Genomic DNA, 26,258 nt, shown 5'->3' with positions numbered 1-26,258 from the left:
CCCCCACCTCGCGGGTCTCCGCCGAATGCCGCATTGACGTTCCGGACACAGGGCACAAAGGTGAGCAAACATGTCATTCACCCGTAAAAGACTCATCCCGCCGGTGATCCTGGCGGCCTGCGCGACCCTGGCGCTGGGCACCACCCCGGCCGTGGCCGCGAAGAGCGACGACCTCGCGAAGCAGCTGACGAAGAAGGTGACCCTCGACGGCGTCAACCGGCACCTGATCGCGTTGCAACGCATCGCCGACGCCAACGGCGGCACACGCGCGGCGAGCACCGACGGGCACAAGAAGTCCGCCGAGTACATCGCCGGCAAGCTCGAAGCCGCGGGCTTCAGCGTCACGCGGCAGGAGTTCCCCTTCACCTACAACGAAACCCTCGCCGAAACGCTCACCGTCGACGGTGCCGGCGTGCCCGTGATCGCGATGGAGTACACGCCGTCGACGCCGGTCGGGGGCATCACCGCGCAGCTCGCCGTGGTCCCCGCCGACGCCACCCCGGGCTGCGAAGCGAGCGACTACACCGGCGTGACCGGCAAGATCGTGCTCGTGCCGCGCGGTGCGTGCCCGTTCGCGCAGAAGCAGCAGGCCGCGGCCGACGCGGGGGCGATCGGCGCGCTCATCTCCAACAACGAACCCGGCCCGCTCAACGGGACACTCGGCACCCCGGCCGACGCGCGTATCCCCACCGGCGGCCTGTCCCAGGCCGACGGCCAGGCGCTCGCCGCGAAGGACGGCGCCACCGTGCAGCTGGAGCTGCGCACCTTCCAGGAGGCACGCACCAGCTACAACGTGATCGCCGAGACGAAGACCGGTCGCAAGGACAACGTCGTGATGCTCGGCTCGCACCTCGACAGCGTCCCGGCGGGCCCGGGGATCAACGACAACGGCACGGGCTCCGCGGCTCTGCTCGAAACCGCGCTGCAGCTGGGCGCGAAGCCGAAGGTGAACAACGCTGTGCGCTTCGGCTTCTGGAGTGCCGAGGAGTTCGGGCTCGTCGGGTCCACTCACTACGTCGATTCGCTGAGCTTCGAGCAGCAGCTCGACCTCGCGCTGTACCTCAACTTCGACATGATCGGCTCGCCCAACGCCGGCTACTTCGCCTACGACGGCGACGATTCCGACCACGTCGGCGCCGGCCCCGGCCCGTACGGTTCGGCGCAGATCGAGAAGACCTTCGTCGACTACCTGACGGGCCGCGGCGTCGCCGTCGAGGGCACCGACTTCACGGGCCGCTCGGACTACGGCGAGTTCATCGCCGTCGGCATCCCGGCGGGCGGCCTCGACACCGGCGCCGAGGTGCTCAAGACCGAGGCCCAGGCCGCGAAGTGGGGCGGCACGGCGGGCATCGCGTTCGACCCGTGTTACCACCAGGCGTGCGACAACCTGGGCAATGTCGACCGCGTCGCCCTCGACCGCAACGCCGACGGGCTCGCGTGGGCGCTGGGCGTGTACGCGACCAGCACGGAGTCGGTGAACGGCGTCGCGCCGGGCAAGCCGGGCAAGGCGGCGAAGAAGCACTCCGCGCACAAGCTCGCCGCCGCCGGAGACACGGCGGCCGCTTAGGCTCCAAGCGCCCCAATGTGGCGTTCGTTGCGCTCAACGCACCGAACGCCGCATTGGGGCGCTGTCAGCCCAGGTTGTTGGTGCTGAAGGTGTTGCAGCGCGCGGGCTGACCCGAGGTGAAGCCGGTGGTGAACCACTTCTCCCGCTGCGCCGACGTCCCGTGCGTGAAGCTCGACGGGTCCGCCTGCCCGCTGCCGAGCTTCGTCTGGATGTAGTCGTCGCCGATGCGGGATGCCGTGTCGAGGGCGCTGGCGATGTCGTCCTGCGTGATGTTCTGGACCAGCGGTTTGCCGGATTCCGTCGGCGTCGTGGAGGCGTGGTTGGCCCAGACGCCGGCGTAGCAGTCGGCCTGGAGCTCGAGGCGGACGGAGCCCGACGTCGGCCCGGTGCCGGTGCCGCGCTGGGACGTGCCGGTGAGGTTCTGCACGTGGTGGCCGTATTCGTGGGCCAGCACGTACGCCTCGGTGAACAGCCCGCCCTGCGCGCCGAAGCGGGTCTTGAGCTCGTCGAAGAACGAGAGGTCGATGTACACGTCGGAGTCGGCGGGGCAGTAGAACGGGCCGGTGTCCGACGTCGCGCTGCCGCAGCCCGTGCGCACACCGCCGGTGAAGAAGCGCGTCGGCGCCTTGCGGTAGGTCTGGCCGCTGCGCGCGAACTCCTGCGACCAGTAGTCCTGCACGGAGTTGATGATCGCGACGATCGCGCAGTCGTGGTCGCGGTTCGCGTCCGCGCCGGTGTGGCACTTCTGCGAGAGCGTGGTGCTTTCCAGCTGCTGTCCGGAGCCCACGTTGTCGAGCCCCAGCCCGCTCGACGCGCTGTTGGTTCCGAGGCTCGCCCCGCCGAACTGCGAGATCAGGAAGTAGATGATCAGGCCCACCACGCCGATCCCGCCGCCCCCGATCGCCACGCGGCCGCCGATGCCACCGCCGCCACCACCGCTGCCGCGGAGGTCCTGGACCTCCGACGTGTCCAGCCCCGCGTCGTCGTCGAATTGCACAGCGGCAGCGTAACGGGCGACCCGGACAGAAGCCTGTCTGCGGGCCGTACCCCGGACACAAGCCTGGGTGCGGCCCATGCGCTGCGGGCCGCACCCAGGAACTACCGAGGTTCTTCTGTTGACGGCGGTTGGCCACCGGCCGGGCCGGCGTCCGGCGGTGCCGTCGCGGTGCCGAGGCCGCGAGGAGAGAACAACGCCAGATCGACGCCGGATGCGCGAGAAGAATGCCGAGCGCACCGTAGATGCCCACTCGTGCTGTTCACAGTCGCGACCGGTCCGTATTCAGGCCGTGCCGGCCGCGGGGACACAGCGGGCGGTCAACCGCGGGAATCACCTGCCATGCAACCACCTGGCCTTCCCGGTGGGAGGTCGGTTCGACGGTGCCCTGGCGGCCCGCCTAATACCCGATCAGCCCATCCGCTGACAAGTAGAATGCGCTTCTTCGGCCCGAGTCTCAACCGTTTCGTAACCCACCTTCGAGGGAAGCTTCCCGAGTTTTTCACCTGACCCGTCGGTTGGGTCTCGACCTGGTGCCAGGACGCGCAGCAGGTCGACCCGCCTTCTACCCTTTTGCGATGACCGACGAGCAGGCCTCGCGCTGGCTGACCGGCGTCGAGCAGCAGGCGTGGCAGATGTACATCGTCGCCTCGCTTCGGCTGCGTCAGCGCCTGCACCGCGAGCTCACCGAGGCTCACGGGGTCTCGCTCGCGGATTATGAGGTGCTCGTCTGCCTCGCCATTTACCCCGACAAACGCGTCCGGATGTCCGAGCTCGCCTACCAGCTGGGCTCCACGAAGAGCCGCCTGTCGCACCAGATCAGCAAGCTGGAGGTCGGCGGCCTCGTCCGGCGCGGCCCCGACCCGGACGACAAGCGCGGTGTCATCACCGAGCTCACCGGGGCCGGCCAGGCCCTGCTCGACGCCGCCGCCCCCACCCACGTGCGCGGCGCCCGCGAGCACCTCATCGACCTGCTCACCCCCGAGGAACAGTCCACGGTCGGCGCGGTCTTCGGCCGCGTCCTCGAACACCTGGACGACCTGGACAACCGGCGCGATACCCTGACCGACAGGGAAGCGTGGCAGAGCGGCCGAATGCAGACGCCTTGAAAGCGTCCGTAGGGAAACCTACCGGGGGTTCAAATCCCTCCGCTTCCGCAAGTGCGAGTCGAAAAAGCCGCTGAGTGCGGCTTTTTCCTTGCGCAGCATGGTCTCCGGGTCCACGTCGCCGATCACGGCGCGGACTTTCGCCGGGTCGGCGCCGAGTTGCGGCAGCCACGCTTCGTAGTCGGTGAACGAGCCGTGCTCGCCCGCAGGCTCGTGGATGTCGACGAGCGGGCCCCGCTGGGTGCTGGCGAACGAAGCCCACGAAGGGTCGGTCGCGCTGCTGTGGTCACCCGCGCTCATCAGCAGGAACGGCCGGTCCAGCCCCTCGGTCGCGGCTCGGCCGAAGCGGCCCGCGGCCGCGTTGAACACCATGCTGCCGTCGAGGTTCGCGCCGGCCACCACACGCGGGTCGGCGGCCATGACCTCGGCCGCGGTGAAGCCGCCGGCGGAGTGGCCGAACATGCCGACCCGATCGAGCCCCAGCCGGTCCAGCACGAACTCCACGTCGGCCACGCGGGTCGCGATCAGCTTCCGGTTCACCTCCTCCGAGGAAGGCGGCAGCGTGCTCGGCTCGACGCGTCCGCCGGGCAGGTCGACTGCGAGCGCGTCGTGGGTGTGGTCGAGGCTGACCACGACGTAACCCTCGCTGGCCAGCTGTTCGACCAGCACGGTGCCGAGCAGGCGCGAGCTCTGCGCGCCGGGTGAGTAGAGGAGCACGGGGTGCCGGCCGGGCAGCATCGGCGCGCCCGCGCGGGCGGGCGTCGTGAAGCCGAAGTCGAACGGACCGGCGCCCAGGGCCGAGCCGGCCTGCGCGTTCACGGCCGCGGCGATGCCGCCGGGCAGGTACGGCGCCGGTCGTCCGCCGGGCAGCGCCGGGTAGGTGAGCGTGATCATCAGTTCGCGTGGGCCGCCGGCCCACGGGTCTTCGCGCGTCCGGTCCACGAGGTAGCGGTCCTGCGTGCCGACGGCGTAGCGCCCGGTCGGCGCGGGCAGGTGCAGCCGCGGGGTGGCCGTCGCGGAGGCCGCCGTCGCAGAGACAGAGCCGAGTAAGCACAGCGCGGCGACGAAAACGGCGATCAGGGATCTTTTACGCATGCCACCGACGCTAGGGAGACAGCCGGCCCGCGCGGATCAGGAACGTCCCCGAGTCCGACCCTGAACCTGTCACCCTGGCGGACCCGCAGGTCGCACCGCGAACGCCGCAAGCGTTCCCAGGCGGAGTCAGGGCTTCTTCAGTTCCTTCAACGCCATCCGCGCCCGCACTTCCGGGCGGCGCAGCGGCGGCACGGTCGCCGGGGGCTGGCGGCGGTCCGGGAGCTCGTCCAGCAGCCGCGCGGTGATCGTCGCGATTTCCGCCACGGCCGCCTCGAACGGGTCGCGCGTGGCGTCCGAAAGCGACTGCACACCGGTCACCTTGCGGACGTACTGGCGTGCTGCCGCTTCGATCTCTTCGGTTGTCGCGGACGGTTGGAGTCCGCGCAGCGTCGTGATGTTTCGGCACATGCGTGACAGGGTACGTCCCTTTGGGAGCCCTCATCACACTGTCGGGCCATCCTCGTTGACTCCGCCAGACGCGCTTGGGCAGTCTCGATGAAGTGCCCCTCAGACCACGTTCGCTGCGTCCCGCCCGCCCCGCCGCCACTCAAGAAGTCCCTGAAGACACACCGATTCCCGAACAGGTCTGGCAGCGCGTGCCCGCCGATGAACTGGTCACGCTCGTTTCCTCGATTCTCGTGGCACACGATTTTGCCGACGATCGCGCGCGAATGGCCGCGGAAGCCTTGTGCCACGGCGATCTCACGGGATCGCCCGACACCGGCGTCGTGGAGTTGCTGCGAATTCACCTGCCCGCTTTGGAAAACGGTGAGGTCGCCCCGCGCGCCGAGCCGTTGATGATCGCCGACCGCGGTGCCGCCGCGCTGATCGACTATCGCCGAGCGACGGGCCTGTGGGCCGTCGGCGACGCGATGGACCGCGCCGTGACGCGGGCCGGGCGCTTCGGCGTCGGGCTGATTTCGATGCGGGGCGTGGGGCCGTTCGGTCGCGTCGGGCACTACGCCGCGCGCGCGTTGCCCCACGGGATGATCGGCCTGGTGATGGCCGCCGGCGAGGTCGGCGCGGGCCACCCGCTCGGCATGGCCGCGCCTGCCGGCGCCTACCCGGAGTTCGTGCTCGACGTCGACCTGGGCGACGCCTCGCGCAACCCGCAGTTCGCGGGCTTCGCGCTGCTCGTGGACGTGCTGGCGGGCGTGCTCTCCGGCGTCGCCGACCACGAGAACGACACGGGCCTGCTCGTGCTGGCAATCGCGCCCACGACGCTGCGCAGCGCCGACGGCTTCTACCGCGCGGCCAGCGCGTTGTTCGGCAGCATGCTCGGCTGGGAAGGCGGCAAGCCGATCCGCTACCCGGGCTGGCGCGAGGCCCAGTACCTCGAACAATGTCGCGCGCTCGGCGTCCCGCTCAGCGCGCCGGTGCGGCGTCAGCTCGATTCGCTGGCGCTCGGGCTGGGCCTGCCGCCGATGACCAGCATGGGCTAGCGCGCGAGCGTCACCCGTCCGCGGTCGCCACCGACGGCCACCACGTCGCCGTCGGAGAGCTGGCGGCCGCGGCGGGTCTCGACCTCGTCGTTCACGGTGACCTCTTCGTTCTCGATGAGGTCCTTGGCGTGGGCGCCGTCCTCGGCGAGGCCGGCCAGCTTCAGGAACTGGCCGAGCCGGATCGGTTCGCCGGTGATGGGCACGTCACGCACGGGCTCGCTCATACGCCGCATCATCCGCCATCGGCGCTCACGGGCGCGAAGTGGCTTGCCGGTACAGCGCGGTGACGTCGTCGTCGAAGTAGCTGGAGTACGACACGTCGTCGGTGTCGCCGCCGGTCTCGAAGCCGCCGACCACGCCGACGACGGTGCCGAGCTTCGTGTGCGGGTCGGCGTCGGCCACGAACGGGCCGCCGCTGGTACCGGTGGCGAAGCCGCCGCAGTCCACGCGCAGCTGGAAGGTGTCCTGCTTCGACGTGGTCGTGGTGCAGACGGCGGGGACGTCGGAGCCGTCGGGGTAGCCGGTGACCGTCACGGCGCGCGCGAACGGACCGTTCGTGCCGAGCCGGTTCGCGCCCGTCACGGTCTCGAGCGGTCCGCTCGCGCCAGTCTGGTGCGCGGTGGCGAAGCCGACGTCGAGGTCGGGGTCGGAGTCGCCGGCCCAGCCTTGAGCCACGAGCTCGTCGCGGACGGCCCAGAAGCCGAAGGGGGCCACGCCGTCGTGGAAGCCGGGGGCGAAGGTGACGCCGGTGAAGTACGTGCCGCCCGCACCATCGTGGAGGCAGTGGGCGGCGGTGAGGAGCTCGTCGCCGCGGTCGCTGTGGACGACGCTCGCGGTGCAGTAGTGGGAGCCGTCGAGGAACAGCGCGCCGACGGCCGCGTCGTCGGGCCGCGCGGGCGTTTGCGCTGGTGACACGCGGTGTCCGGCGATGGCCACGACGGTCCCCGTCGCGCCGAGCAGCACGACCGCGCCCAGCGCGAGCACCACCGGTGCCCGCCGCATCCATCCTCCCGAAGATCGCTCCCGCCACTAGTATCCAAAACCTGGAGCACCGGACGAGGGGAGCGGCGATGAAGGAGTTCACCGACAAGGTCGCGGTCATCACCGGAGCGGGCTCGGGCATCGGCCGCGCGCTCGCGCTCGGGCTGGGCCTGCGCGGCGCGCGCCTGGCACTGTCCGATGTGGACGCCGAGGGCCTGGAGAGCACGGTCGAGGCGGCGAAGGCTCAGGGTGCGGACGTGCGGGGCTACTCGCTCGACGTCTCCGACCGTGCCGCCGTGCTCGCGCACGCGGACGAGGTGGCCAGTGCGTTCGGCCGGGTCAACGTCGTGGTCAACAACGCGGGTGTCGCGCTGGGCGCCACCGTGGAGGACATGACGTTCGAGGACTACGACTGGCTGATGGGAATCAACCTCGGTGGTGTCGTCAACGGGACCAAAGCGTTCCTGCCGCACCTCATCGGCTCCGGCGACGGACACCTGGTGAACATTTCGAGCGTGTTCGGATTCGTCGGTGTGCCCACTCAGAGTGCGTACAACGCGGCGAAGTTCGCCGTTCGCGGATTCACCGAGGCGTTGCGGGAAGAAATGCTTGCGGCGCGTCATCCGGTGGCTGTGAGCTGCGTGCACCCGGGCGGCATCAAGACCAACATCGCCCGCCACGCGCGCGGCGGCGGCGACGGCGACCAGGAGGCCGCGGCGGCGGGCTTCGAGAAAATTGCCCTGACCACACCGAAGAAGGCCGCCGAAACGATCATCCGCGGGGTGGAACGGCGGTCGGCCAGGATCCTCATCGGACCCGACGCGTACGTCATCGACGCCATCCCGCGCGTGCTCGGGTCGGCGTATCAGCGGCCGCTCGCGACTATGGCGCGGCTCGGCTTCAAACGGATGGGCAAGAACTGAATCACGCCCGACGTGCGGGAGTTCGGCCGGCGCTTATAGTTGCCGTCACCCAATGGAGTTGCCTTTCTGACAAACCCGTCGGAAATGCATCAGAATGCTGACGTCCATCCGAGTGCCCGTACCCCGGAGGTACCTCCCATGCTGCGCACCGCCGAGCGACGCGCGACCTCGCCCGCCGATGAGCTGCTCGACCGCACGGGCATCCTCGCGGCGAGCGTGCCGCGCGGGCGCCGCAGCCCGGAGGACACCCAGCCGATCCCCGTGGTGCCCGCCCTCCTGCCCATCGCCGGCGACGGGGCCAGCGCCACCGTGCTCGCGCCTCTCGCCACTGCTCCTTTGCGCCCGCGCGCCGTCGCCCGCCGCCGCACGCGCGGCTGGGTTGCCGGCACCGCGGCCCTGGCCCTGCTCGCCCTCGGCTGGTTTGCCGGCGGCCTGTTCTCGGGCTCTTTCATCGGCCGCACCACCGACGACGTCGCCGTCCCGACCGACCAGCACGAACTCGTCGCCCCGGCGGCCCCTCCGGCTCCCGCCTCGACGCCTGCCGCGCCCGTCGCGCCCCCGGCCGCCCCGGTGACCGTGTACGTCCCGGTCCCCGACCACAAGGCCGCCACCCCCGCGAAACAGCACGTCGCCAGCCGTCCCACCACTCCCCGAACCTCCGGCAGCGGCTCCGACCACCGCCCCACCTCCACCCCGGACGACGAAGACCTCCGCTCCGACACCAAGTCCACCCCGGCCAAGTCGCCGGCCGCCACGAAGTTCGACCAGTACATGTCGCAGTGGCAGCCGTGGATCGACCTGGCGGACCGGATGTCGCGTCGCTGACCAGCGGTTTCCTTCTCTCCAGTCGGGGTCAGCCGATCCAGACGTATTCGTGTTCCGGGCGCCCCGTCGCGCCGTAGCGGAGGCGCATTTCCACCGCGCCCGAGTCGGCCAACGCGGTGAGGTAGCGCTGAGCCGTGGCGCGCGCCATGCCGAGCTCGCCTGCGACCTCCGCGGCCGACAGGGGCGCGCCCGACGTTCGCAGTTGCTCCGAGACCAGCCGGGCCGTCGTGGTGGACTGGCCCTTCGGGGTGGTCGCGCGGTCTTGGTCGTGCAGGGCGCGGTAGGCGCGGTCGACGTCGTCCTGGGTGAAGGGGCGCTCGGTGGTCACCTGAGTGCGAAAGCGGGCGTACGCCGTGAGCCGTTCGGCCAGCTGGCGCGTAGTGAAGGGCTTGATCAGGTAGTTCAGGGCGCCGGCGCGGATGGCGGCGGTGATGGACGCCGCGTCGGTCGCGGCGGAGAGGACGATGGTGTCCGTGGCGAGGTCCGGGAGAACGGACAGGCCGGGCTCGTCGGGCAGGTAAACGTCGAGCAGCACGAGATCCGGCGTCAGCTCGCGCACGCGAGCGCGCGCCTCCGCGGCGGTATGCGCGATGCCCGCGACGGTGAAGCCCGGCACCTCCGCCACGAACCCCGCGTGGACGCCCGCCACGCGGAAGTCGTCGTCGACGATCAACGTGCGGATCATTCCGAAGCCTCCACGAGCAGATCGGGCAGTTTCGCGACGAACAGGGCGCCCGCCGCCTCGCCGCCGGCGTCGGCGAGCCAGACGTCCCCGCCGCGAGCGCCGGCCGCCTGGTGCGCGAGGGCGAGGCCCAGCCCGTGGCCGGGCGTGAGTTTCGTCGACACGCCTTCGTCGAACAGTGTGTCACGCAACGGCTCCGGCACACCCAGGCCACTGTCCACAACGGACACATGCAATGCCGCACCCTCCGCGAACAGCCCGACCTCCACCGTCGCCGGCCGCCGCGGCCCCATGCGGGCGGCGTGCAGGGCGTTGTCCACGAGGTTGCCGATCACGGTCCCCGTCGCGACGGGGTCGGTCACCGAGCCGCGTACGAACGAGTCGTCCGCCAGCTTGAGCTCCACGCCCTTTTCCAGCCCCTGTTCGGATTTCGCCACCAGCAACGCCTGCAGGTACGGGTCGCGCACCGCGTCACCACCCAGCGGCGCCGAGCGCGCCGTCGTCGTCTCGGTCAGCGTCTGCAGGTACTCCTCGGCCTCGGTGTGGTGCCCGAGCTGCAACAACCCCGACAACGTGTGCAGCCGGTTCGCGAACTCGTGCCGCTGCGCGCGCAGGCCGTCGGACAGTGAGCGGATGCCGTCGAGCTCACGGCTGAGCGTGTCGAGGTCGGTGCGGTCGCGGAACGTCAACACGGTCCCCAGCGCCCGATCCTCCCGCCGCACCGCACGCGAGTTCATCACCAGCACACGATTTCCTGCCACGGCAAGGAGATTGTCCACCGGCAGGCCCTCGGCTACCGCTCTGTGCAGCCGCGGAGAAAGGTCGAGGTCGGCCAGGTCGGCACCCACCGGCAGTTCCGTGTCGAGCAGGCGCGCGGCCTCCTCATTGCGCACGGTGACCCGCCCTCGCGCGTCCACCGCGAGCACTCCCTCGCTGATGCCGTGCAGCACCGCTTCGCGCTCGTAGAGCAGTTCGGTCAGTTCATGCGGTTCGAGCCCGTGGGTGACCCGGCGCAACCGGCGGTTCAGCAGCGCTGAGGCGCCGGCCCAAGCAATAGCGCGAAACCGGCGAAGCCCAGGGTCAGCACCAGCAACCGGTTGAAGTCGCTGGTCAGTTCGTCCACATCGAAGCCGACGCTTACTTCGCCAACAACTCGTGAACCCTGCCAGATCGGCGTTTTGCTGCGCACCGAAACACCGAGCTTGCCGCGCTGAACTGCGCTGACCACGTCGTTCCCGGCCAGAGCCTCGTCGGCGGAGGTACTCACCTTTTGCCCGATCAGCCCCGGCGTGGGGTGCGCCAGGCGGATCCCACGATCGTCGGTGATCACCACGAAAAGCGCGTCGTTGGTGTCAACGGTGTCCAGCACCAGCTGTTCCAGCGGTCCGCCTTGTTTGCGGGCCGCCGCGGCTTCGACCACGTCCGGATCAACCGCGACTGACTTCGCGATCGCCAGAGCCCGCTGGCCGTACTGCTCGGCCGTTGTCGTGCGCAGGAGCCAAGTCACGAGCGCGACGCCGAGCCCCACCACCAGCACCACCACCCCGATCTGCAACAGCAGGACCTGGCGGGTGAACCGCATGCGTTCGAACAACGCCCACTTCGGCATGCCAGGCAACATACCTCCAGCTCAGGGCCGTGCGCGAAATGAGCAAAACGTGGAGAACGAGCAGAGCGCACGCAGAACGTCGACAAGCTTCCCGGGCTCTTGATGCGCACTTAACCTGCGTCGCAGTCCCCACCGTGACGAAGGAGTCACCACGATGGCGCCACCCCTCATCGAACTCGAGCACGCGACCAAGAGGTTCCCCAGCGGCTCCGGATCCGTGCACACCGCGGTCCGCGACCTGACCATGACCGTGCAGCCGGGCGAGTTCGTCGCGGTCGTCGGTCCCACCGGCTGCGGCAAGTCGACCACGTTGTCCCTGGTCAGCGGCCTGCAGCCCGCGTCGGCCGGCAGCGTCCGCGTGAACGGCGCCGAGGTGCGGTCCATTCCGGACGGTGTCGGCTACATGTTCCAGACCGACGCCGTGATGCCGTGGCGCTCGGTGCTCGACAACGTCGCCTCCGGCCCGCGCTTCCGCGGAGTGTCCAAAGCGGACGCTCGCGAAAAGGCCCGCGACTGGATCGGCCGAGTGGGGCTCGAAGGCTTCGAGAAGTACTACCCGCACCAGCTTTCCGGCGGCATGCGCAAGCGCGTCGCCCTCGCGCAGACACTGGTCACCGACCCGAAGATCCTGCTGATGGACGAGCCGTTCTCCGCGCTCGACGTGCAGACCCGCGCCCTCATGCAGGACGAGCTGCTGCGCCTGTGGTCCGGTTCCGGCGCCGCGGTGATCTTCGTGACGCACGACCTCGACGAGGCCATCGCGCTCGCCGACAAGGTCGTGGTCCTGACCACGAGCCCGGCCACGGTGAAGGACGTCTTCGAGATCCCGCTGGAGCGCCCGCGCAAGGTCGAGGACCTGCGCCTCACCGAGGAGTTCCGCTCGATCTACTCCGACATCTGGGAATCGCTGCGCGGCGAGGTCGACAAGGCCCGCCAGAAGGGGGCGACCAGTGTCGCTTGATCTGATCGTCCCGCCGTCCAACCCGAACCCGCGGATCGAAAACGAAGCGAGCATCATCGCGCGCCAGAAGCTCAAAACCAAGGCGCGCCGGCGCAACATCTGGTTGCTGCGCCTGGCGATCGTCGTGGTGTGGCTCGGCAGCTGGGAGCTCGCCGGCCGCTACTGGATCGACCCGTTCTTCTACTCGATGCCGTCGAAGATCTGGGAACGGCTCGTGGAGTGGTTCACGACCGGCACCGACTTCGGCTCCATCTGGTACCAGATCCTGGTGACGGTCGAGGAAGCCGTGCTCGGGTTCGTGCTCGGCGCGATCCTAGGCGTGGTATTCGGGGTCGTGCTGGGCCGCAGCCAGTATCTCGCCGACGTGCTGGCCCCGTTCATCAAGGCCGCCAACGCTTTGCCACGCATCGTGCTCGCGGCGCTGTTCGTGATCTGGTTCGGCCTCGGCATGTCGTCGAAGGTCGCGACGGTCGTGGTGCTCGTGTTCTTCGCGGTGTTCTTCAACGCCTTCACCGGCGCCCGCGAGGTCGACCGCAACCTGATCGACAACGCCCGCATCCTCGGTGCTTCGCGCTGGGCCGTGCTGCGCTCGATCGTGCTGCCGAGCGCGACGTCGTGGATCCTCTCTTCGCTGCACGTCGCGTTCGGTTTCGCGCTGATCGGTGCGGTCGTCGGCGAGTACACCGGCGCGAAGGCCGGCATGGGCTTTCTGATCGCCAATGCGCAGGGCACCTTCGACACCGCCGGCGTCTACGCGGGCATGCTGATCGTCACCGTCGTCGCACTGCTGGCGGAATGGGGCATCGGCACGGCGGAATCGCGGCTGCTGCGCTGGCGCCCGCAGATCACCACCCAGGCCGGCGCGGTGATCTGATGCGTCTGAAAAGGACACTCGCGGTCGCCACCGCGTTGCTCACCCTCGCCGGGGTCACGGCGTGCCGCGACTCGCGCCAGATCGACCTCGGCAGCGGCGGCAAACCGCACCTGAAGATCATGATCGGCGGTATCTCCAAGGTCATCTACCTGCCGGGCCAGCTCGCGCAGCAGCTCGGCGAGTACCAGAAGCAGGGCCTCGACGTCGAGCTGTTCGACCAGCCGTCGGGCGCGAACGCGGAGACGTCGCTCCTGGCCGGCGAGGTGCAGGCCGTGGTCGGGTTCTACGACCACACGATCGACCTCCAGGCCAAGGAGCAGTGCCTCACGAGCGTGGTGCAGTTCTCGAACGTGCCGGGTGAGGCCGAGATGGTCGCGTCGGCCAAGGCGCCGCAGATCCAGTCCGGAAAGGACTTCCGCGGCAAGAACCTCGGCGTGACGTCGCTGGGTTCGTCCACGGACTTCCTCACCAAGGCGCTCGCGAGCCGCGGCGGTGTCGATAGTAAGGACTACACGCCGGTCAAGGTCGGCGCCGGGCAGACGTTCATCTCCGCGCTGCAGCAGGGTTCCATCGACGCCGGCATGACCACCGACCCGACGATCGCGCAGCTCACCAACACCGGCCAGGCCAAGATCCTCTACGACATGCGCACGGTGGAGGGCACGCGCGCCGCGCTCGGCGGGCTCTACCCGGCCAGCTCGCTCTACATGAGCTGCGAGATCGTGAAGCGCTACCCGGACATCGTGCAGAAGCTGGCCAACGCGTACGTGGATTCGCTGCGGTGGCTCAAGAACCACACGGCGGAGCAGGTCGCCGACGTGATGCCGCCGTCGTTCGCGGGCGGGGACAAGGCGTTGTACGTGAAATCGCTCAAGGACAGCCTGCCGATGTTCACTTCGGACGGACGCATGGACCCGGCGGGGGCGCGGAACGTGCTCAACGTGCTCGGCGCGTCGTCGAGCAACGTGAAACCGAAGAAGGACCAGATCGACCTCTCGAAGACCTACACCACCCAGTTCGTGGCCGCCGCGCTCACGCGCTCGGCGCGGTAGTCCACTCGTGTCCGTCCTTCGGCGCGGAGGACGGGCACACCGTGGCGGCCGCCTCGCCTTCCCGGGGCGGCCGTCACGGACTTCGGTGCACAGAAGGGAAATTCGGGACATATTGGTGAAGTTTTCCCGAGCTGTGAAGACCCTTCGAAAGTAGCTACCCACCTGCTCACGCGAATCCAACACTTGTTACCGGTGCGCACCGCCTGTAACACCCCGAGTCCCCATCGGTGATCAGATTGGATCCGCATGAACTCCCTCCTCTCCTCACGGACCGCGCGGATGCTGGCCGTTACTGCGGCCGCCGCGGCGAGCATCGCGGCCGCGGCCGGCGTCGCCACGGTCAGCACGCCGTCGTTCGGCTCGTTCCACGGCCAGAGCTTCTCGGGTGGCAACTGGGGCGGCTACGTGAGCTTCGGCAGCTTCACGACCGCGACCGCGAGCTGGACGGAACCGTCGGTGACCTGCCGATCCAGCAACGACCTGTTCGCCCCGTGGGTCGGCATCGACGGTGACGGATCGTCCACTGTGGAGCAGACAGGCGTGGCCACGGACTGCTCCAGCGGCCGCCCCGTCTACCAGGCCTGGTACGAGATGTACCCGGCGGCGCCGGTGTACTACTCGTCCTCGACCGCCCCGGTCAGCGCCGGTGACCACATCTCCGCGACGGTCACGCGCACGGGGACGAACACTTACAAGCTGGACATCAGCGACACCACCAAGGGCTGGTCGAAAACGATCAGCAAGTCGCTGAGCTCCCAGCACGCGTCGGCGGAAGCCATCATCGAGTCGCCCACCGACTCGTACCCGTCGATCTCGGGTGGGATCTCGTTCACCGGCGTGAAGTTCAACGGGCAGAGCCTCGCGTCGACCAGCCCCGAGGGCCTGGACGCCGACGACCGCGGTTCCGGCACGTTCAGCCCGGGCGCCATCGGCTCGGACGGCCAGAGCTTCACGATGACGCGCCACTGACGTCCGGTCCGGTCCGCGGGGGTCGCTCCGCGGACCGGGTCAGCGCGTGAACCCGTACGACCGCTCGACGCGCGCCACCTGCACTTCGAACTCCTCGTACCAGTCGGCGCGGCCCCGCCGGCGGCTCTCGGTGTGCTCGAGGTTCCTCCGCCAGCCGACGATGGCCTCCTCGTCCCGCCAGTACGACACGGTGATGCCGAGGCCATCGTCGCGTGCAGACTGCTCTCCCAGATAGCCGTCCTGCTCCGCCGCGAGTTTTGACATCTCGGCGGCGCGCTCGGCGTAGCCATTGTCGCCTTCGGTGCGGCGGGACGTGAAGATGACCGCGTAGTACGGGGGCTCGGGCATGCTCGGTGTATACCCGGTTTTCGGCGTGTGCCGCGAGGGCTTTTACCCCTGTAGCGCACCGACCGCCCACGCGAACACCATCACGGCGAGCAGCAGCGACACTCCGGCCTGCACCATCATCGTCAGCTTCGCCCAGATCCGCAGCGGCATGACGTCGGTGGGGCTGAAGGCCGTGGAGTTCGTGAAGGAGAGGTACAGGTAGTCGGCGTAACGCGGCTCCCAGTCCTCGCTCGCGAGCTCCGGGCTGTCCATCTGCGGGAACTGCAGATCGGGGAACTCGGACCGCCCCTTCGCCCGGCGCGCCGGCCCGCCGCGGTCGAACTCCCAGTACCAGAGTGAAAAGACGACGATGTTCGTCCAGTACACGATCGCGCCACTCACCAGCACCTGCGGCGCGTGCCCACTGAACGACCCCTGCACGATCCCCAGCACCAGCCGCACCGCCGACGCCGCCGTGGTCGCGCTCACCACCGCCAGCAGCACCAACGACACGATCCGCTCGACCCGGCTGAACTCACCCATCCGCCCGGGGTTGATGAGCAACAACGCGACGAGCAACAGCACCGACACCGCGGGCAACACCCACCACGGCCTCAACACCACCCGGTCCGGCAATGCCAACTGTAACGCGAGCGTCCCCACCACCACCGCGGCCGCCGGCCAGCGCGTCTCCCCGGCGGTCACCCTCCGCCACGCCGGCAGGGCACCGGCTCCATGTGAGTCCACGGGGGTCACGGTAGGGCGGTGGGGGTGGTGGTGCAGCACGTGGTGGTGGATGCCTGAAGTGTCTTGCCGGGCTGGTTGTCCAGTTGTCCACAGCCAGGCCGAGTTGTGGACAACTGGGGCCCCTGGCCCCCAATTTGCGTTTTCTGTCCCACTCCGCCGGTAGAATTGGCATGGGGACGCCCCCCTCGGGAGGGCGGGGGCTGTGTCTCGGGCGGCCGGAGGCGGGGCAACAAAGCGCGCAGGCTGGCAGCACCGCGGCGTCTCAGTGCCGAGAGCTACAGCACCGCCGCGAAAGCGTCATACGCCCGCTGATCAAACAACACAAACCGCACAAACTCGAACGCCGACGTATCGGCATCCCGAACCGTCGACACGGCGATCCGCGCCGCGTCCTCGAGCGGCCATTGGTACACGCCCGTCGAGATGGCGGGAAAAGCGATCGTCCGGGCGCCGAGGGAGGCGGCCACCGCGAGGGAGTTGCGGTGGCAGTCCACCAGCAGAGAAGACCGGTCTTCCGCGGCAGACCACACCGGTCCCACCGTGTGCACCACCCACCGGGCCGGCAGCCGGCCCGCGGTAGTCGCCACGGCTTGGCCCGTCCGAAGGCCCTTCCCATAATGGCCGGCGCGCAAAGCCCGGCACTCGGCCAGGATTTCCGGGCCGCCCTTGCGGTGGATGGCGCCGTCGACTCCGCCGCCGCCCAGGAGGGAGGAGTTGGCGGCGTTGACGATGGCGTCGACGGGTTGTTCGGTGAGGTCGCCGAGGGTCAGTTCGAGGGGGGCCATCCGAAGACCCTGTCACGAAACCGCCGCGTCGCCCGACGGGAGGTGGCGGCCGACGTCCGCCCGCCCCCGTGCGCCCAGTTTGCGGAGGACCTTCGCCACGTGTTGTTCCACCGTGCGTGGCGACAGGAACAAGCCGTCGGCGATTTCGCGGTTCGTGCGGCCCTCGGCGAGCATGCGGGCGACCTCGCGTTCGCGCGGGGAGAGTTCGCGGCCGTAGCCGCGGCGGCCGCGTGACGAAGGGGCCCAGGCGCCGTGCTCGCGGAGCAGGTGGTGGCAGCGGCCGGCGTCGCGGGTGGCGCCGAGGCGTTCGTAGGCGCGGGCGGCGGCGGAGAGCGCGTCGACGGCTGGGCGTTGGCCCGCCAGCAGGCGCAGGCAGGCGGCGCGCTCGACCATCGACGTCGCCAGATAGGGCATCGGCAGGCGCGCGTACGCGGCGGCCGCGGCGTCGAAGCCTGCCGCCGCGGCCAAGTGTTTGCCGCGGGCGCCCGTCAAGATCGCGCGGCCCGCGGGCAGGGCGGCCGCGGCCAGTGGCGCGTCGCGGCCGGTGATGCCGCGTGCGAACTCCTCCACGAGAGCGTCGGCGTCCGACCAGCGGCCCGCCCGCGCGAACGCCTCGGCCGCCGCCGGCACCAGCGACGCCGCCCACACCCACACGCCCTTGCGCCGTGCCGCGTCCACGGCGACCTCGGCGACGGCACAAGCGCCCGCCACGTCGTCGCTCGCCAGCAGGATCCCGATCCGCACCGACGCGGCCGAAAGCACCACGGGGATCGGCCCGTCGGCCGGAACCGAAGCACGCGCCAAATGTTCCGCGGCCGCGGCGAACTCGCCTCGCACGGCCGCCAAACCGCCGAGCACCAGCGAAGTCTCCATCACGATCCGCCTCAGCTCCGGGTACCGCGAACGCACGTCCTCCGCCGTCTCCGCGAGCCCGTCCCACTCGCCGCGGAACCACGCCAGCCGCGCGTGTGTGCCCTGGATCAGGCCGATCGCGTACAGTGCGCCCGCGTCCGAAGCGCGCCGCGCGCCCTCCTCGACGAGCCGCGTGGCCCGGTCGAGATGCCCGGCCCACGACTGCGCGTCGGCCAGGTTGCACCACAGCCGCGCCAGCTGCACGCGCTCGGCCACGCTGTCGCCGACGTCCGGCAGCGTCTCGAACTCCGGCCACGCCGAGCCGTCGCCGAGGTGCGAAGCGTTGGTGATCCGGTCGACGGTCAACGCCAGCCGCAGCTCCGGGTCCGTCAGTCCGGAGTGGACTTCCCGCGCCCGCCGCATCCAGCCTTCGTGCCACGACAGGGGAGTGAGCCCGTCGATGGGCTGCGCCAGCAGGTTGATGCCGCGCGCCTCAAGCTCCGGCCGGTCCACGAGCTCGGCGACGGCGCGCTCCACCTCCTCGCGCCCGCGTTCCAGCCGCCCGATCGTGCGTACCAGCAGCAGGCCGAGCGACAGCCGGATCGTCCCGCGCACGGTCGGCGGCAGCGGCCGGTCCTCCAGTACGCGTTCCAGCGTCTCGATCACGTCCGGCCGAAAACCGCGCAGGGCCACCTGGCTCAGCTTCGTGGCGAGCCGCCCGACGTCGTCCGAAGCCGACAGCACAGCCTGCAGCAGGTCGATCGCGCGCGAGGTCTCGCCGTGGACGATGGCCTCGTCGGCGGCCACTTCCGCGTAACGAAGCCATTTCTCCGTGCGTCCGGCCGCGAAAGCGTGCTGCGCCAGCAGCAATGGCGACGGTGCCGGCAACGCGCCCAGCACCCGCATCGATTCGGTGTGCAGCAACGTCCGCTCCGGGCCGCTCACCGTGTCGTACACGGCCTTGCGCGCCAGCGGATGCCGGAAGCCGTAGCGGTTTTCACCCAGCTCGGCCACCAAACCGCCGGCCAACGCGGCCAGCAACGCCGCCCGGAGTGACTCCTCACCGAGCCCCGCGACCTCGGCCAACGTCGCCGGCTCCGCGGGTTCCGCCAGCACCGCCGCGGCCCGCGTCAGCTGCGCCGCCTCCGCCGGCAGCGCGGCCAGCCGCTCCATCACGGACTCCCGCAACGGCGCCGGCACTTCCAGGTTCTCCAGCAGCCGATCCGACAGCCCCTCGCCGGCCGGCAGCGGCACGTCCCGCAACGCCCGCAACGTTTCCTCGACCACGAACGGGATCCCACCCGTGCATTCGTGCAGCTTCGTCGCGAACTCGTCACTCACGCGTGGCAGCTCGAGCACGTGCACGGCCATCGCCCGCACTGCAGCGACGTCCAGCGGCCCGAGTGTGACGCGTGCCGTGTGGACACTCGGCGCCGCCCGCACCGGCGCGCCCAGCGGCCCCGGCCACGGCTGCGCGCCCGTGCGGTAAGCGGCCACCACGGCCAGCTCCGGCGGCAGGTCGGCGGCGAGGAACCGCATCAGGTCGCAGGTGCCCTCATCGGCCCACTGCAGGTCGTCGACCAGCAGGATCGTCGGTCCACAAGCGACGAACAGCTCCCGCACGGCGCGGAACACGCGGTGCCGCTGCGCGCCCGGGTCGTCCAGCGGCTCGGGCGTCGGCGGCAGCCGGTCGGCCAGCTCCGGCAGCAGCGGCCGCAGCACGCCGGCCACGGGGCTCAGCGGTCCCAGTGGACGCTCGCCCGCCGCATGCAACGCCTCCAGCACCGGTCCGTACGGAAACGGCTCACGCAGCGGCTGGCAAACGCCCCGCAGCACGCGGCCGTCGGCGAACTCGGGCCGTCGCGCCAGCTCCGCCAGCAAGCGCGAGCGGCCCATCCCGGGTTCACCCTCCACCAGCACGGCGGCCGGTCGGTGGGTGAGTACCTCGGCCACCGCGGCGAGCTCCTCGCCCCGGCCCGCGAAAGCCGTCGGCCCAGTGCGCACGGTGACCGAGGTCGGACGGGGGACGGCCTGCCACATGTCGACCTCCCTGCACGCTTGTCCGTTTCGCCGGGAGCCTAAGCAGCGTTCGGCCACCCGTAAACCAGCCGACGACCTGCATCTGCGCACCCGGCTCACACGTCTGCGTACACAGCGTCACCGGTTGGCAGACGGATCTTCGGCCCAGGATCACCATGCGTACGAAACTTCGGGCATCCCCTCGTTCCAGGGGTGCATGACCCGTTCCGGCCGCTGAAAGAGCTACGGAAAGTAGTTGCCGGAATCCCTACTTATGGACGGTGCCGCGAGTGAAAATGGTGCCGATACGGCGTCTGGAGCAGGGCGTTCGGCCAAGGGGATTGCGTATACCTATCCGCGCCGAGCCCTTATTGCAGTGGACTGGACCACCCTGCACGCTCTCACCCCGGGGGAAGGGATGCGCCGCGTGGCCGCACCGGTGCCGCGCGTAATCACGAGGGAGAAGCATGAAGATCATCAGATTCCTCGGTATCGCCGCCGTCGCCGCCGCGACGGCGGGCACGATGGCCGCGGTCACGAGCCCGGTCGCGGGCGCCACCTTGTTGAACCCCGACATGGTGCCGGCGATGCAGCGTGACCTCGGTCTGACCCACGACCAGGCCGTCGCCCGGCTCGCCGCCGAGGACTCCGCCACGAAGGTGGGCCAGGCGCTGGAAACCGCGCTCGGCGACAGCTTCGGCGGCGCGAGCTACGACGCGGCCACGGGCAAGGCGCGCGTCGGCGTGACGGACGCTTCGCTCGTGGAGAAGGTGCGCGCGGCGGGCGCGGAGGCGCAGGTCGTGCGCTTCAGCGAGCGGCAGCTCGACTCCAGCGTGGCCAAGCTCAACGCGGGCGAGAAGACCGCTCCGCAGTCGGTCACGGCGTGGGGTGTGGACCCGGCGTCGAACCGCGTGACGATCACCGTCCTCAAGGGACAGCGGGCCGCGGCGGAGAAGTTCGCCCGCCAGTCCGGTGTGGACACTTCCTCGCTGGAGGTGACGGAGACCGCCGCCAAGCCACAGCTGCACTACAACGTGCTCGGCGGTGACGCGTACTACATCGGCGGTTCGTCGCGCTGCTCCGTCGGCTTCTCCGTGAACGGCGGCTTCCTCACCGCCGGCCACTGCGCTGCGCTCACCGGCGGGGGCGCGCTAACCGGCTACAACCGTGTGTCGATGGGCTCGTTCTCCAGCTACCGCTTCCCGGGCAGCGACTACGCGTTCGCGCGGGTCAACAGCAGCTGGACCCCGGTCGGCCAGATCAACAACGGCACCCGCGTGACGGGCTCGACGGCCGCCGCCGTGGGTGCGTCGATCTGCAAGTCGGGCTCCACCACGGGCTGGACCTGTGGCACGATCCGCGCCAAGAACCAGACCGTGCGCTACCCCGAGGGCACTGTCAGCGGCATGGTGCTCACCAACGCCCGCTCCGACCACGGCGACTCGGGCGGCTCGTTCATCTCCGGCAACCAGGCGCAGGGCCTGCTTTCCGGCGGTGACACGGTGAACACGTACTACTACCCCGTCACCAGCGCCCTTTCCGCGACCGGCACAACGCTCGTGCGCGGCTGACCCTGAAACAGAAGAAGGGCGGATCGAGTGCCTCCAGAGCACTCGAGCCGCCCTTCTCCCTTTACCGCCGCGGGATCGGCAGTTTGTGGGGTCAGACGTTGCTGATCTCCTCGATCAGTCCGTCGATGTCGAAGTTCTCGCTCTCGGTGCCGAGCGGAACCAGTTCGTAGGAGGACTCCAGGAAGTTCTCGATGTCCTCGCGCTCCAGCTCGAACGACGCGTACCCGTCGGGTGACTCGATCTCCAGCGTGAGCATCGCCGGGTCCTCGGACAGATCGGGTCGGATGCGCACATCGCCCAGCCCGGCCGGCTCCTCGAGCCCGGTCACGAGCAGGTCACGTGCGAACGTCCACTCGATCCACCGGCCGCGCTCGGTCCGGAACGCGACGGTGACCGCGAACGGCTCCGCGCAGTGGTAGGACAGGCGGGACAGCACCGGCGTGGTGCTCTCGTTCAGCAACACGAACTGGGTCTGGTGTACGGCGTCGGTGTGCACGGCTGCTCCTGGTGTTTCCTCCGGTGGTTCGCGCCCTGCGAACTGGTCGGCAAGGAGATGATCAGCTTCGGCTCTCGTGACGCCGGTTTCCCGCCATTCACGCGATCGGCTGCATCCGTCCTCTGTGGCGTAACACGGACCACATACCCCTTGCGTTCGACCACTGACCGCCCGTCACCCGATTTCGCCCGGGCGGGCAGGCGGCAGGAGACTTTCGCGCATGGTCACGGGATTGTCACGGACGGTCCGATGTAGACCGTGGCGTTACGCCAGCGGCAGCGTGAGGCCGACCTTCACCCGGTCCATGGCCACGCTCGTGGTGAAGTGCCGGACGTTGGGGTTGTCGAAGAACATCCGCCGTGTGAACGCCTCGAACCCCGCCATGTCCGGACAGGTCACGATCAACACGAAATCCGCCGTGCCCGTGACGTAGTAACACTGCTGCACGCAGTCGTCGCCCAGCACCTGCCGGCGGAACGCGTCCAGCACGGCCAGGTTCTCCCGCTCCATCTCCACCATGACGACGAACGTCATCGACAGCCCGAGGGCGCCGGGGGACAGCACGGCGACCTCCTTCTCGATCACGCCCGTCTCGCGCAGGCGCTTGATGCGGCGCTGCACGGCGGCGGCGGACAGGCCCACCTTCGCACCGATGACCTCGGCGATCGTGCGCGAGTCGGCCTGCAGGCAGGCGAGGATGGCGAGGTCCAGCCGGTCGAGGTCGGGAGTGAGCACGCTTCAGGCTAACCGGGTGCACCGACTCGACGCCTCGTCTTTACCGAGGCTCACCCACTGATCAAGAACAGGTTTGCCCAATACCTCCTATCGAGCGAACGTGAAAGAGGAGGATTAGTGACGTGCACCACAACTGACCGGTCTACCCAGGGGTAGCCCATAGAAGTGGAGCGAGCCGGTGGAACCGCCACCCATCGGCCGGGGAGGTAATAGCTGTGAGTCCTGTCGGGTTCCCACCTGGTCGTACCGCCGTCGTGACCGCGCTCGGCCGCGCGCTGCCCGAACGGGTCGTGACCAACGACGAGCTCGCGCAGACCCTCGACACCTCCGACGAGTGGATCCGCACCCGCACCGGTATCCGCGAGCGCCGCATGGCCGCCCCCGGCGAGTCCACAGTGGATCTCGCTGTCGCCGCGGGCCGCGAAGCGCTCGGTGACAGCTCCGTCGACGCCGTGGTGCTCGCCACGTCCACCGCCGACCAGCTCTGCCCCGCCAGTGCGCCCCAGGTCGCCGCGCGGCTCGGGCTCGGCACGGCTGCCGCGTTCGACGTGAACGCCGTGTGTAGCGGCTTCGTCTACGCCCTGGCCACCGCGCAGGGCTTCATCGCCGGCGGCATCGCCAATCGTGTGCTGGTGATCGGCGCCGATGTCTTCACCTCGCTGGTCGACCCGACGGACCGCACCACAGTGCCCATCTTCGGCGACGGTGCGGGCGCGGTCGTCCTGCGCGCCGGCGACTCGGACGAGCCAGGCGCCATCGGTCCGTTCGACCTGCACAGCGAGGGCGAGCTGGCCGACCTGCTGTGGGTCGAGGCGGGCGGCTCGAAACACCGCTTTTCCGAGGACCAGCGCGACCACCACCTCGTCATGCAGGGCACCGCGGTGTTCCGCCACGCGTGCGCACGCATGGCGGAGTCCTCGCGCGCCGTGCTGGAGCAGGCGGGCTGGATGGTCGGCGACGTCGACCGGTTCGTGGGGCACCAGGCGAACATCCGCATCCTCCAGGCGACGGCCAAGCATCTCGGGCTGCCCGCGGACGCGGTGGTGGCCAACATCGACCGCGTGGGCAACACGAGCGCCGCGTCGATCCCGCTGGCGCTGGCGGACGCGGTGGACGACGGGACGTTGGTACCCGGCCACCGGGTGCTGCTGACGGCGTTCGGGGCGGGTTTGACCTGGGGCTCGACGTTGCTGACCTGGCCCGAGCTGGGCTGACACCGGCTACGGCCGGATCTTGGTGCCCCTCGGCGGATACGTGGCTGTGGGGTCTGCGCGGAGCAGTATCTCGCCCGCGATCGTCTTGAGCTGCCGGGTCTGGTCTTCGTCCAGGGCATCCAGCACCAGTGATCGCGCCAGCTCCAGATGGATCGGCGCGCGGCTTCGACCACCAGCGCGACCCAGGCATCGGTTTCGACCGGGTTCAGTCAGCGGGGTTCCCGGCGGTGGCCGCCGCCGCGCCGCGAGTGCCGGATCCCGAGCTCGAGTCCGATCACGCGTCGGCGCGCGTCGTCGAACTGGTCACCGGCCTGTTCAAGGACAAGACGAGCCGTTCCGTGGACCGCACCATGGCGCATTTCGCGCGGAAACCGATGTACTACACCGGGAGCTTCGCGTCCCACCCACGCAGTTTCCGCAGACCTACGGCGAGGACGTCGTCGCTGAGCAGTCTTCGCCGGTGCCGCGCCGCGGCTCGGCTCAACGCGGCTCTCGGTCGCGGCGACACCACCGGGCTGTTCGCCGAGGACGCCGTGTTCGAGGACTTGGCCCTGCGCAGCAGGATCGTGGGCCGGCAGGCCATCGACGCCTGCGTTGCCCGGGCGTCGGACCGGCTGCCCTACGGGCGCGGCGCGACGATCCGGCACACCGTCGGCAGCCATCTCGGCGGCGGCTACGAGTGGACCAACGCGAGCGCGAGGGCCGACCACGGGATCATCGCCATCGAGCTCGACGGAGACCAGCGGATCAGCCGGTCACGACCACCTGGGACGGATCGCAGGTGGACGACGGTGCCTTGACGGAGCTGCTGACGACCACGATCGAACGCTGATCGGTCCAAGCCCTGGTTGGTTCAGGCCTCAGTTGGTCCAAGCCCTAGTTTGTCCAAGCCTCAGTGGCCTGCTGACGGCCGCGCAGCAGGAGTGAGCCGTGCGGCTGCCAGAACTCGCGCTCGCCGCCGAGCGCGGCCTTCACAGCGCCCTCGCTGGCCAGGATGCGTGACGGCACCGATTTCGCGTGCTCCGTGAGCCGCGCGGCCTCGTTCACGGCGTCGCCGATCACGGTGTACTCAAGCCGGCTCGACGCGCCCAGCTGACCCGCGAACACCTGCCCGCACGCGACGCCGATGCCCAGGTCGAGCTCGCCGTCCGCCACCACGGCGTCGCGGATCGCGCGGGCGGCGGCCAGTGCCATGGTCGGGGCGTCGGACAGGCGGGTGGGGGCGCCGAAGATGCACAGCGCCGCGTCACCCTGGAACTTGTTGACCAGGCCGCCGCGGGCGTCGACGGCCGAGACCACGCTGGCGAAGAAGCGGTTCAGCTTGGCCACGAGCTCCTCCGGCGGTGTCCGCGACGCGAGCGCGGTGGAGTCGACGACGTCGACGAACAGGGCCGTGACCTCGCGCACGTCGCCGGACAGCGAGGCGCCGTACTCGAGGGCGTGGCGCGCGACGTCCGTGCCGACGTGCCGGCCGAACAGGTCCCGCATCCGCTCCTGCTCGCGCAGGCCGGCGGCGAGCTCGTTCACCGACGTCTGGAGCATGCCGATCTCGCTGGAGTCGTCGACGTCCACGGACACGTCGGTGGTCCCGCGCGCGATCCGGTCCAGCGCCACGCGCAGGCGGTGCAGTGGCGCGGCGACGGCGCGGGCGAGCAGCGCCGTGCCGATGGCGCCCGTGGTGAGGCCGATCACTGACAGCGTGATCAGGCTCGCCGTCGGGTTGGCGCGGCTGACGTCGGGCGGCGTCGCGACCAGCAGCACGCCGACGAGCGGCACGCCGCTGGCCAGCGCCCACGTGACGATCAGCCTGGTCAGCACGGTGACCGGTAGAGAGCCGTGGGGCGGTGTCACGTCGAGCGCGATCGTCATCACCGGCCGCGCCACCCACTCCGCGGCAAGGTACATCAGGCCGACGGTGGTCAGCCCGCCGAGGCCGATCGTCAGCGCCATGCCGGACGCGTCGTCGAACGAGCCGAGCACGCCGGCCAGCGTGCCCAGCGCGAGGGTGCCGATGAGCCACAGCGTGCCGCTGACCACGGCCATGTCCACGGGCAGCCGCAGCGCGCGCTTGGCCTCGTCCTCCGTAGGCGGGCGGCCCATCGTGAACCACACCACCGTGCGTCGCTGCAGGTAGGCGGTCCAGAGCGTGCCCACGAGCAGGCTCACGGCCACGATCCCGCCCGCCGTCAGCCCGAGGATCCACCCGCGATCGCCGACGTCCCCGGGCAGCCCCTGCAGGAACAGCAGCAACGCGACGACCGCCGACCCGGCGACACTCGACCCGATGCCGAGCGCGGCGAAGCCCAGGCTGGTGCGCAGAACCAGCCGGAACCGCCCCGCCGTTCGCTTGCGCACGCCGCCGATCGTATGGGCTGGCGGGTCTGTCGGCGAGAAAAGGCGTGGCAGCTCTCGCGGCCACGTCGCTACCGTGC

Annotated in this window: 27 protein-coding genes and 1 tRNA gene; 13 read left to right on the top strand and 15 right to left on the bottom strand. The window is 70.0% G+C overall.

Annotation, left to right across the window (positions count from 1 at the left end; genetic code table 11):
• Positions 1 to 70 precede the first annotated feature (70 nt).
• Complete coding sequence (locus QRX50_RS06705) at positions 71 to 1,567, top strand: M28 family metallopeptidase (protein ID WP_285971090.1); 1,497 nt, start codon at positions 71 to 73, stop codon at positions 1,565 to 1,567.
• Between the two features lie 64 nt (positions 1,568 to 1,631).
• On the opposite strand, the gene ypfJ is transcribed toward QRX50_RS06705, so the two are convergent.
• Positions 1,632 to 2,564, bottom strand: coding sequence for a KPN_02809 family neutral zinc metallopeptidase (gene ypfJ / locus QRX50_RS06700; protein ID WP_285971089.1), 933 nt, complete (start codon positions 2,562 to 2,564; stop codon positions 1,632 to 1,634).
• Between the two features lie 575 nt (positions 2,565 to 3,139).
• On the opposite strand from ypfJ, the gene QRX50_RS06695 reads away from it, so the two are divergent.
• Complete coding sequence (locus QRX50_RS06695) at positions 3,140 to 3,670, top strand: MarR family winged helix-turn-helix transcriptional regulator (protein WP_285971088.1); 531 nt, start codon at positions 3,140 to 3,142, stop codon at positions 3,668 to 3,670.
• Positions 3,634 to 3,718: transfer RNA gene (locus QRX50_RS06690), tRNA-Ser, on the top strand. The genes QRX50_RS06695 and QRX50_RS06690 overlap by 37 nt, the downstream gene beginning before the upstream one ends.
• Here QRX50_RS06690 and QRX50_RS06685 read toward each other — a convergent pair.
• Positions 3,689 to 4,762 (bottom strand): alpha/beta hydrolase family protein, encoded by a 1,074-nt coding sequence (locus QRX50_RS06685; RefSeq protein WP_285971087.1) that lies wholly within the window; start codon positions 4,760 to 4,762, stop codon positions 3,689 to 3,691. The two genes, QRX50_RS06690 and QRX50_RS06685, sit on opposite strands and share 30 nt — an antisense overlap.
• A 126-nt stretch (positions 4,763 to 4,888) precedes the next feature.
• A complete protein-coding gene (locus tag QRX50_RS06680; RefSeq protein WP_285971086.1) occupies positions 4,889 to 5,170 on the bottom strand; it encodes a DUF2277 domain-containing protein in 282 nt (93 codons plus the stop codon).
• Between the two features lie 74 nt (positions 5,171 to 5,244).
• On the opposite strand from QRX50_RS06680, the gene QRX50_RS06675 reads away from it, so the two are divergent.
• The gene (locus tag QRX50_RS06675) at positions 5,245 to 6,204 is read left to right on the top strand and encodes an Ldh family oxidoreductase (protein WP_285971085.1); all 960 of its coding nucleotides are present in this window, start codon (positions 5,245 to 5,247) and stop codon (positions 6,202 to 6,204) included.
• Here QRX50_RS06675 and QRX50_RS06670 read toward each other — a convergent pair.
• A complete protein-coding gene (locus QRX50_RS06670) occupies positions 6,201 to 6,428 on the bottom strand; it encodes an RNA-binding S4 domain-containing protein (protein WP_285971084.1) in 228 nt (75 codons plus the stop codon). The genes QRX50_RS06675 and QRX50_RS06670 overlap by 4 nt on opposite strands.
• A gap of 25 nt (positions 6,429 to 6,453) precedes the next feature.
• Positions 6,454 to 7,206 carry a trypsin-like serine peptidase gene (locus tag QRX50_RS06665; RefSeq protein WP_285971083.1) on the bottom strand — a complete coding sequence of 251 codons (753 nt, stop codon included), beginning with the start codon at positions 7,204 to 7,206 and terminating at the stop codon, positions 6,454 to 6,456.
• Between the two features lie 68 nt (positions 7,207 to 7,274).
• Here QRX50_RS06665 and QRX50_RS06660 point away from each other — a divergent pair, with 68 nt between their 5' ends.
• On the top strand, positions 7,275 to 8,108 hold the full coding sequence (locus QRX50_RS06660) for an SDR family NAD(P)-dependent oxidoreductase (protein ID WP_285974376.1): 834 nt from the start codon (positions 7,275 to 7,277) through the stop codon (positions 8,106 to 8,108).
• Positions 8,109 to 8,246: 138 nt separating this feature from the next.
• Entirely contained in the window at positions 8,247 to 8,933 is a 687-nt protein-coding gene (locus QRX50_RS06655) for a hypothetical protein (protein WP_285971082.1), read from the top strand.
• A 28-nt stretch (positions 8,934 to 8,961) separates the two neighbouring features.
• Here the strand turns inward: QRX50_RS06655 and QRX50_RS06650 are convergent, their stop codons facing one another.
• Genes QRX50_RS06650 through QRX50_RS06640 form a run of 3 tightly spaced genes read right to left on the bottom strand, consistent with a single transcriptional unit; the run spans position 8,962 to position 11,224 of the window.
• A complete protein-coding gene (locus QRX50_RS06650) occupies positions 8,962 to 9,618 on the bottom strand; it encodes a response regulator (protein ID WP_285971081.1) in 657 nt (218 codons plus the stop codon).
• On the bottom strand, positions 9,615 to 10,631 hold the full coding sequence (locus QRX50_RS06645) for a sensor histidine kinase (RefSeq protein WP_285971080.1): 1,017 nt from the start codon (positions 10,629 to 10,631) through the stop codon (positions 9,615 to 9,617). Before QRX50_RS06645 ends, QRX50_RS06650 begins: the two co-directional genes overlap by 4 nt.
• A gap of 8 nt (positions 10,632 to 10,639) precedes the next feature.
• Positions 10,640 to 11,224 carry a sensor histidine kinase gene (locus QRX50_RS06640; RefSeq protein ID WP_285971079.1) on the bottom strand — a complete coding sequence of 195 codons (585 nt, stop codon included), beginning with the start codon at positions 11,222 to 11,224 and terminating at the stop codon, positions 10,640 to 10,642.
• Between the two features lie 154 nt (positions 11,225 to 11,378).
• On the opposite strand from QRX50_RS06640, the gene QRX50_RS06635 reads away from it, so the two are divergent.
• From QRX50_RS06635 to QRX50_RS06620, 4 genes are all read left to right on the top strand, one after another.
• Positions 11,379 to 12,185 carry an ABC transporter ATP-binding protein gene (locus tag QRX50_RS06635; protein WP_285971078.1) on the top strand — a complete coding sequence of 269 codons (807 nt, stop codon included), beginning with the start codon at positions 11,379 to 11,381 and terminating at the stop codon, positions 12,183 to 12,185.
• Positions 12,186 to 12,237: 52 nt separating this feature from the next.
• Positions 12,238 to 13,059: an ABC transporter permease gene (locus QRX50_RS06630; protein ID WP_434533323.1), complete on the top strand. Its 822-nt coding sequence runs from the start codon at positions 12,238 to 12,240 to the stop codon at positions 13,057 to 13,059.
• Positions 13,059 to 14,111 (top strand): ABC transporter substrate-binding protein, encoded by a 1,053-nt coding sequence (locus tag QRX50_RS06625; RefSeq protein ID WP_285971076.1) that lies wholly within the window; start codon positions 13,059 to 13,061, stop codon positions 14,109 to 14,111. The genes QRX50_RS06630 and QRX50_RS06625 overlap by 1 nt, the downstream gene beginning before the upstream one ends.
• A gap of 246 nt (positions 14,112 to 14,357) precedes the next feature.
• Positions 14,358 to 15,080 carry a G1 family glutamic endopeptidase gene (locus tag QRX50_RS06620; RefSeq protein ID WP_285971075.1) on the top strand — a complete coding sequence of 241 codons (723 nt, stop codon included), beginning with the start codon at positions 14,358 to 14,360 and terminating at the stop codon, positions 15,078 to 15,080.
• 39 nt (positions 15,081 to 15,119) lie between these two features.
• Here QRX50_RS06620 and QRX50_RS06615 read toward each other — a convergent pair whose 3' ends face one another.
• From QRX50_RS06615 to QRX50_RS06600, 4 genes are all read right to left on the bottom strand, one after another.
• Positions 15,120 to 15,428 (bottom strand): antibiotic biosynthesis monooxygenase family protein, encoded by a 309-nt coding sequence (locus QRX50_RS06615; RefSeq protein WP_285971074.1) that lies wholly within the window; start codon positions 15,426 to 15,428, stop codon positions 15,120 to 15,122.
• 42 nt (positions 15,429 to 15,470) lie between these two features.
• On the bottom strand, positions 15,471 to 16,076 hold the full coding sequence (locus QRX50_RS06610) for a DUF1345 domain-containing protein (protein ID WP_285974375.1): 606 nt from the start codon (positions 16,074 to 16,076) through the stop codon (positions 15,471 to 15,473).
• A gap of 353 nt (positions 16,077 to 16,429) precedes the next feature.
• On the bottom strand, positions 16,430 to 16,939 hold the full coding sequence (locus QRX50_RS06605; RefSeq protein ID WP_285971073.1) for an O-acetyl-ADP-ribose deacetylase: 510 nt from the start codon (positions 16,937 to 16,939) through the stop codon (positions 16,430 to 16,432).
• A 12-nt stretch (positions 16,940 to 16,951) separates the two neighbouring features.
• Positions 16,952 to 19,831, bottom strand: coding sequence for an AAA family ATPase (locus tag QRX50_RS06600; RefSeq protein WP_285971072.1), 2,880 nt, complete (start codon positions 19,829 to 19,831; stop codon positions 16,952 to 16,954).
• A 446-nt stretch (positions 19,832 to 20,277) separates the two neighbouring features.
• Here QRX50_RS06600 and QRX50_RS06595 point away from each other — a divergent pair, with 446 nt between their 5' ends.
• A complete protein-coding gene (locus QRX50_RS06595; protein WP_285971071.1) occupies positions 20,278 to 21,381 on the top strand; it encodes a S1 family peptidase in 1,104 nt (367 codons plus the stop codon).
• 91 nt (positions 21,382 to 21,472) lie between these two features.
• On the opposite strand, the gene QRX50_RS06590 is transcribed toward QRX50_RS06595, so the two are convergent.
• Positions 21,473 to 21,877 (bottom strand): SsgA family sporulation/cell division regulator, encoded by a 405-nt coding sequence (locus QRX50_RS06590; protein ID WP_285971070.1) that lies wholly within the window; start codon positions 21,875 to 21,877, stop codon positions 21,473 to 21,475.
• 264 nt (positions 21,878 to 22,141) lie between these two features.
• Positions 22,142 to 22,612 (bottom strand): Lrp/AsnC family transcriptional regulator, encoded by a 471-nt coding sequence (locus QRX50_RS06585; RefSeq protein ID WP_285971069.1) that lies wholly within the window; start codon positions 22,610 to 22,612, stop codon positions 22,142 to 22,144.
• Positions 22,613 to 22,827: 215 nt separating this feature from the next.
• On the opposite strand from QRX50_RS06585, the gene QRX50_RS06580 reads away from it, so the two are divergent.
• Together QRX50_RS06580 and QRX50_RS06575 are read left to right on the top strand one after the other, a co-directional pair.
• Complete coding sequence (locus QRX50_RS06580) at positions 22,828 to 23,826, top strand: beta-ketoacyl-ACP synthase III (protein WP_491700784.1); 999 nt, start codon at positions 22,828 to 22,830, stop codon at positions 23,824 to 23,826.
• 227 nt (positions 23,827 to 24,053) lie between these two features.
• Positions 24,054 to 24,626: a hypothetical protein gene (locus QRX50_RS06575; RefSeq protein WP_285971068.1), complete on the top strand. Its 573-nt coding sequence runs from the start codon at positions 24,054 to 24,056 to the stop codon at positions 24,624 to 24,626.
• 76 nt (positions 24,627 to 24,702) lie between these two features.
• Here QRX50_RS06575 and QRX50_RS06570 read toward each other — a convergent pair whose 3' ends face one another.
• Entirely contained in the window at positions 24,703 to 26,181 is a 1,479-nt protein-coding gene (locus tag QRX50_RS06570) for an adenylate/guanylate cyclase domain-containing protein (protein WP_285971067.1), read from the bottom strand.
• Positions 26,182 to 26,258 lie beyond the last annotated feature (77 nt).

This window comes from Amycolatopsis sp. 2-15 (genome assembly GCF_030285625.1).
Classification (GTDB): Bacteria; Actinomycetota; Actinomycetes; order Mycobacteriales; family Pseudonocardiaceae; genus Amycolatopsis; species Amycolatopsis carbonis.
The sequence above is the reverse complement of the archived record's forward strand: the minus strand, read 5'-3'. Positions and strand labels throughout refer to the sequence as shown.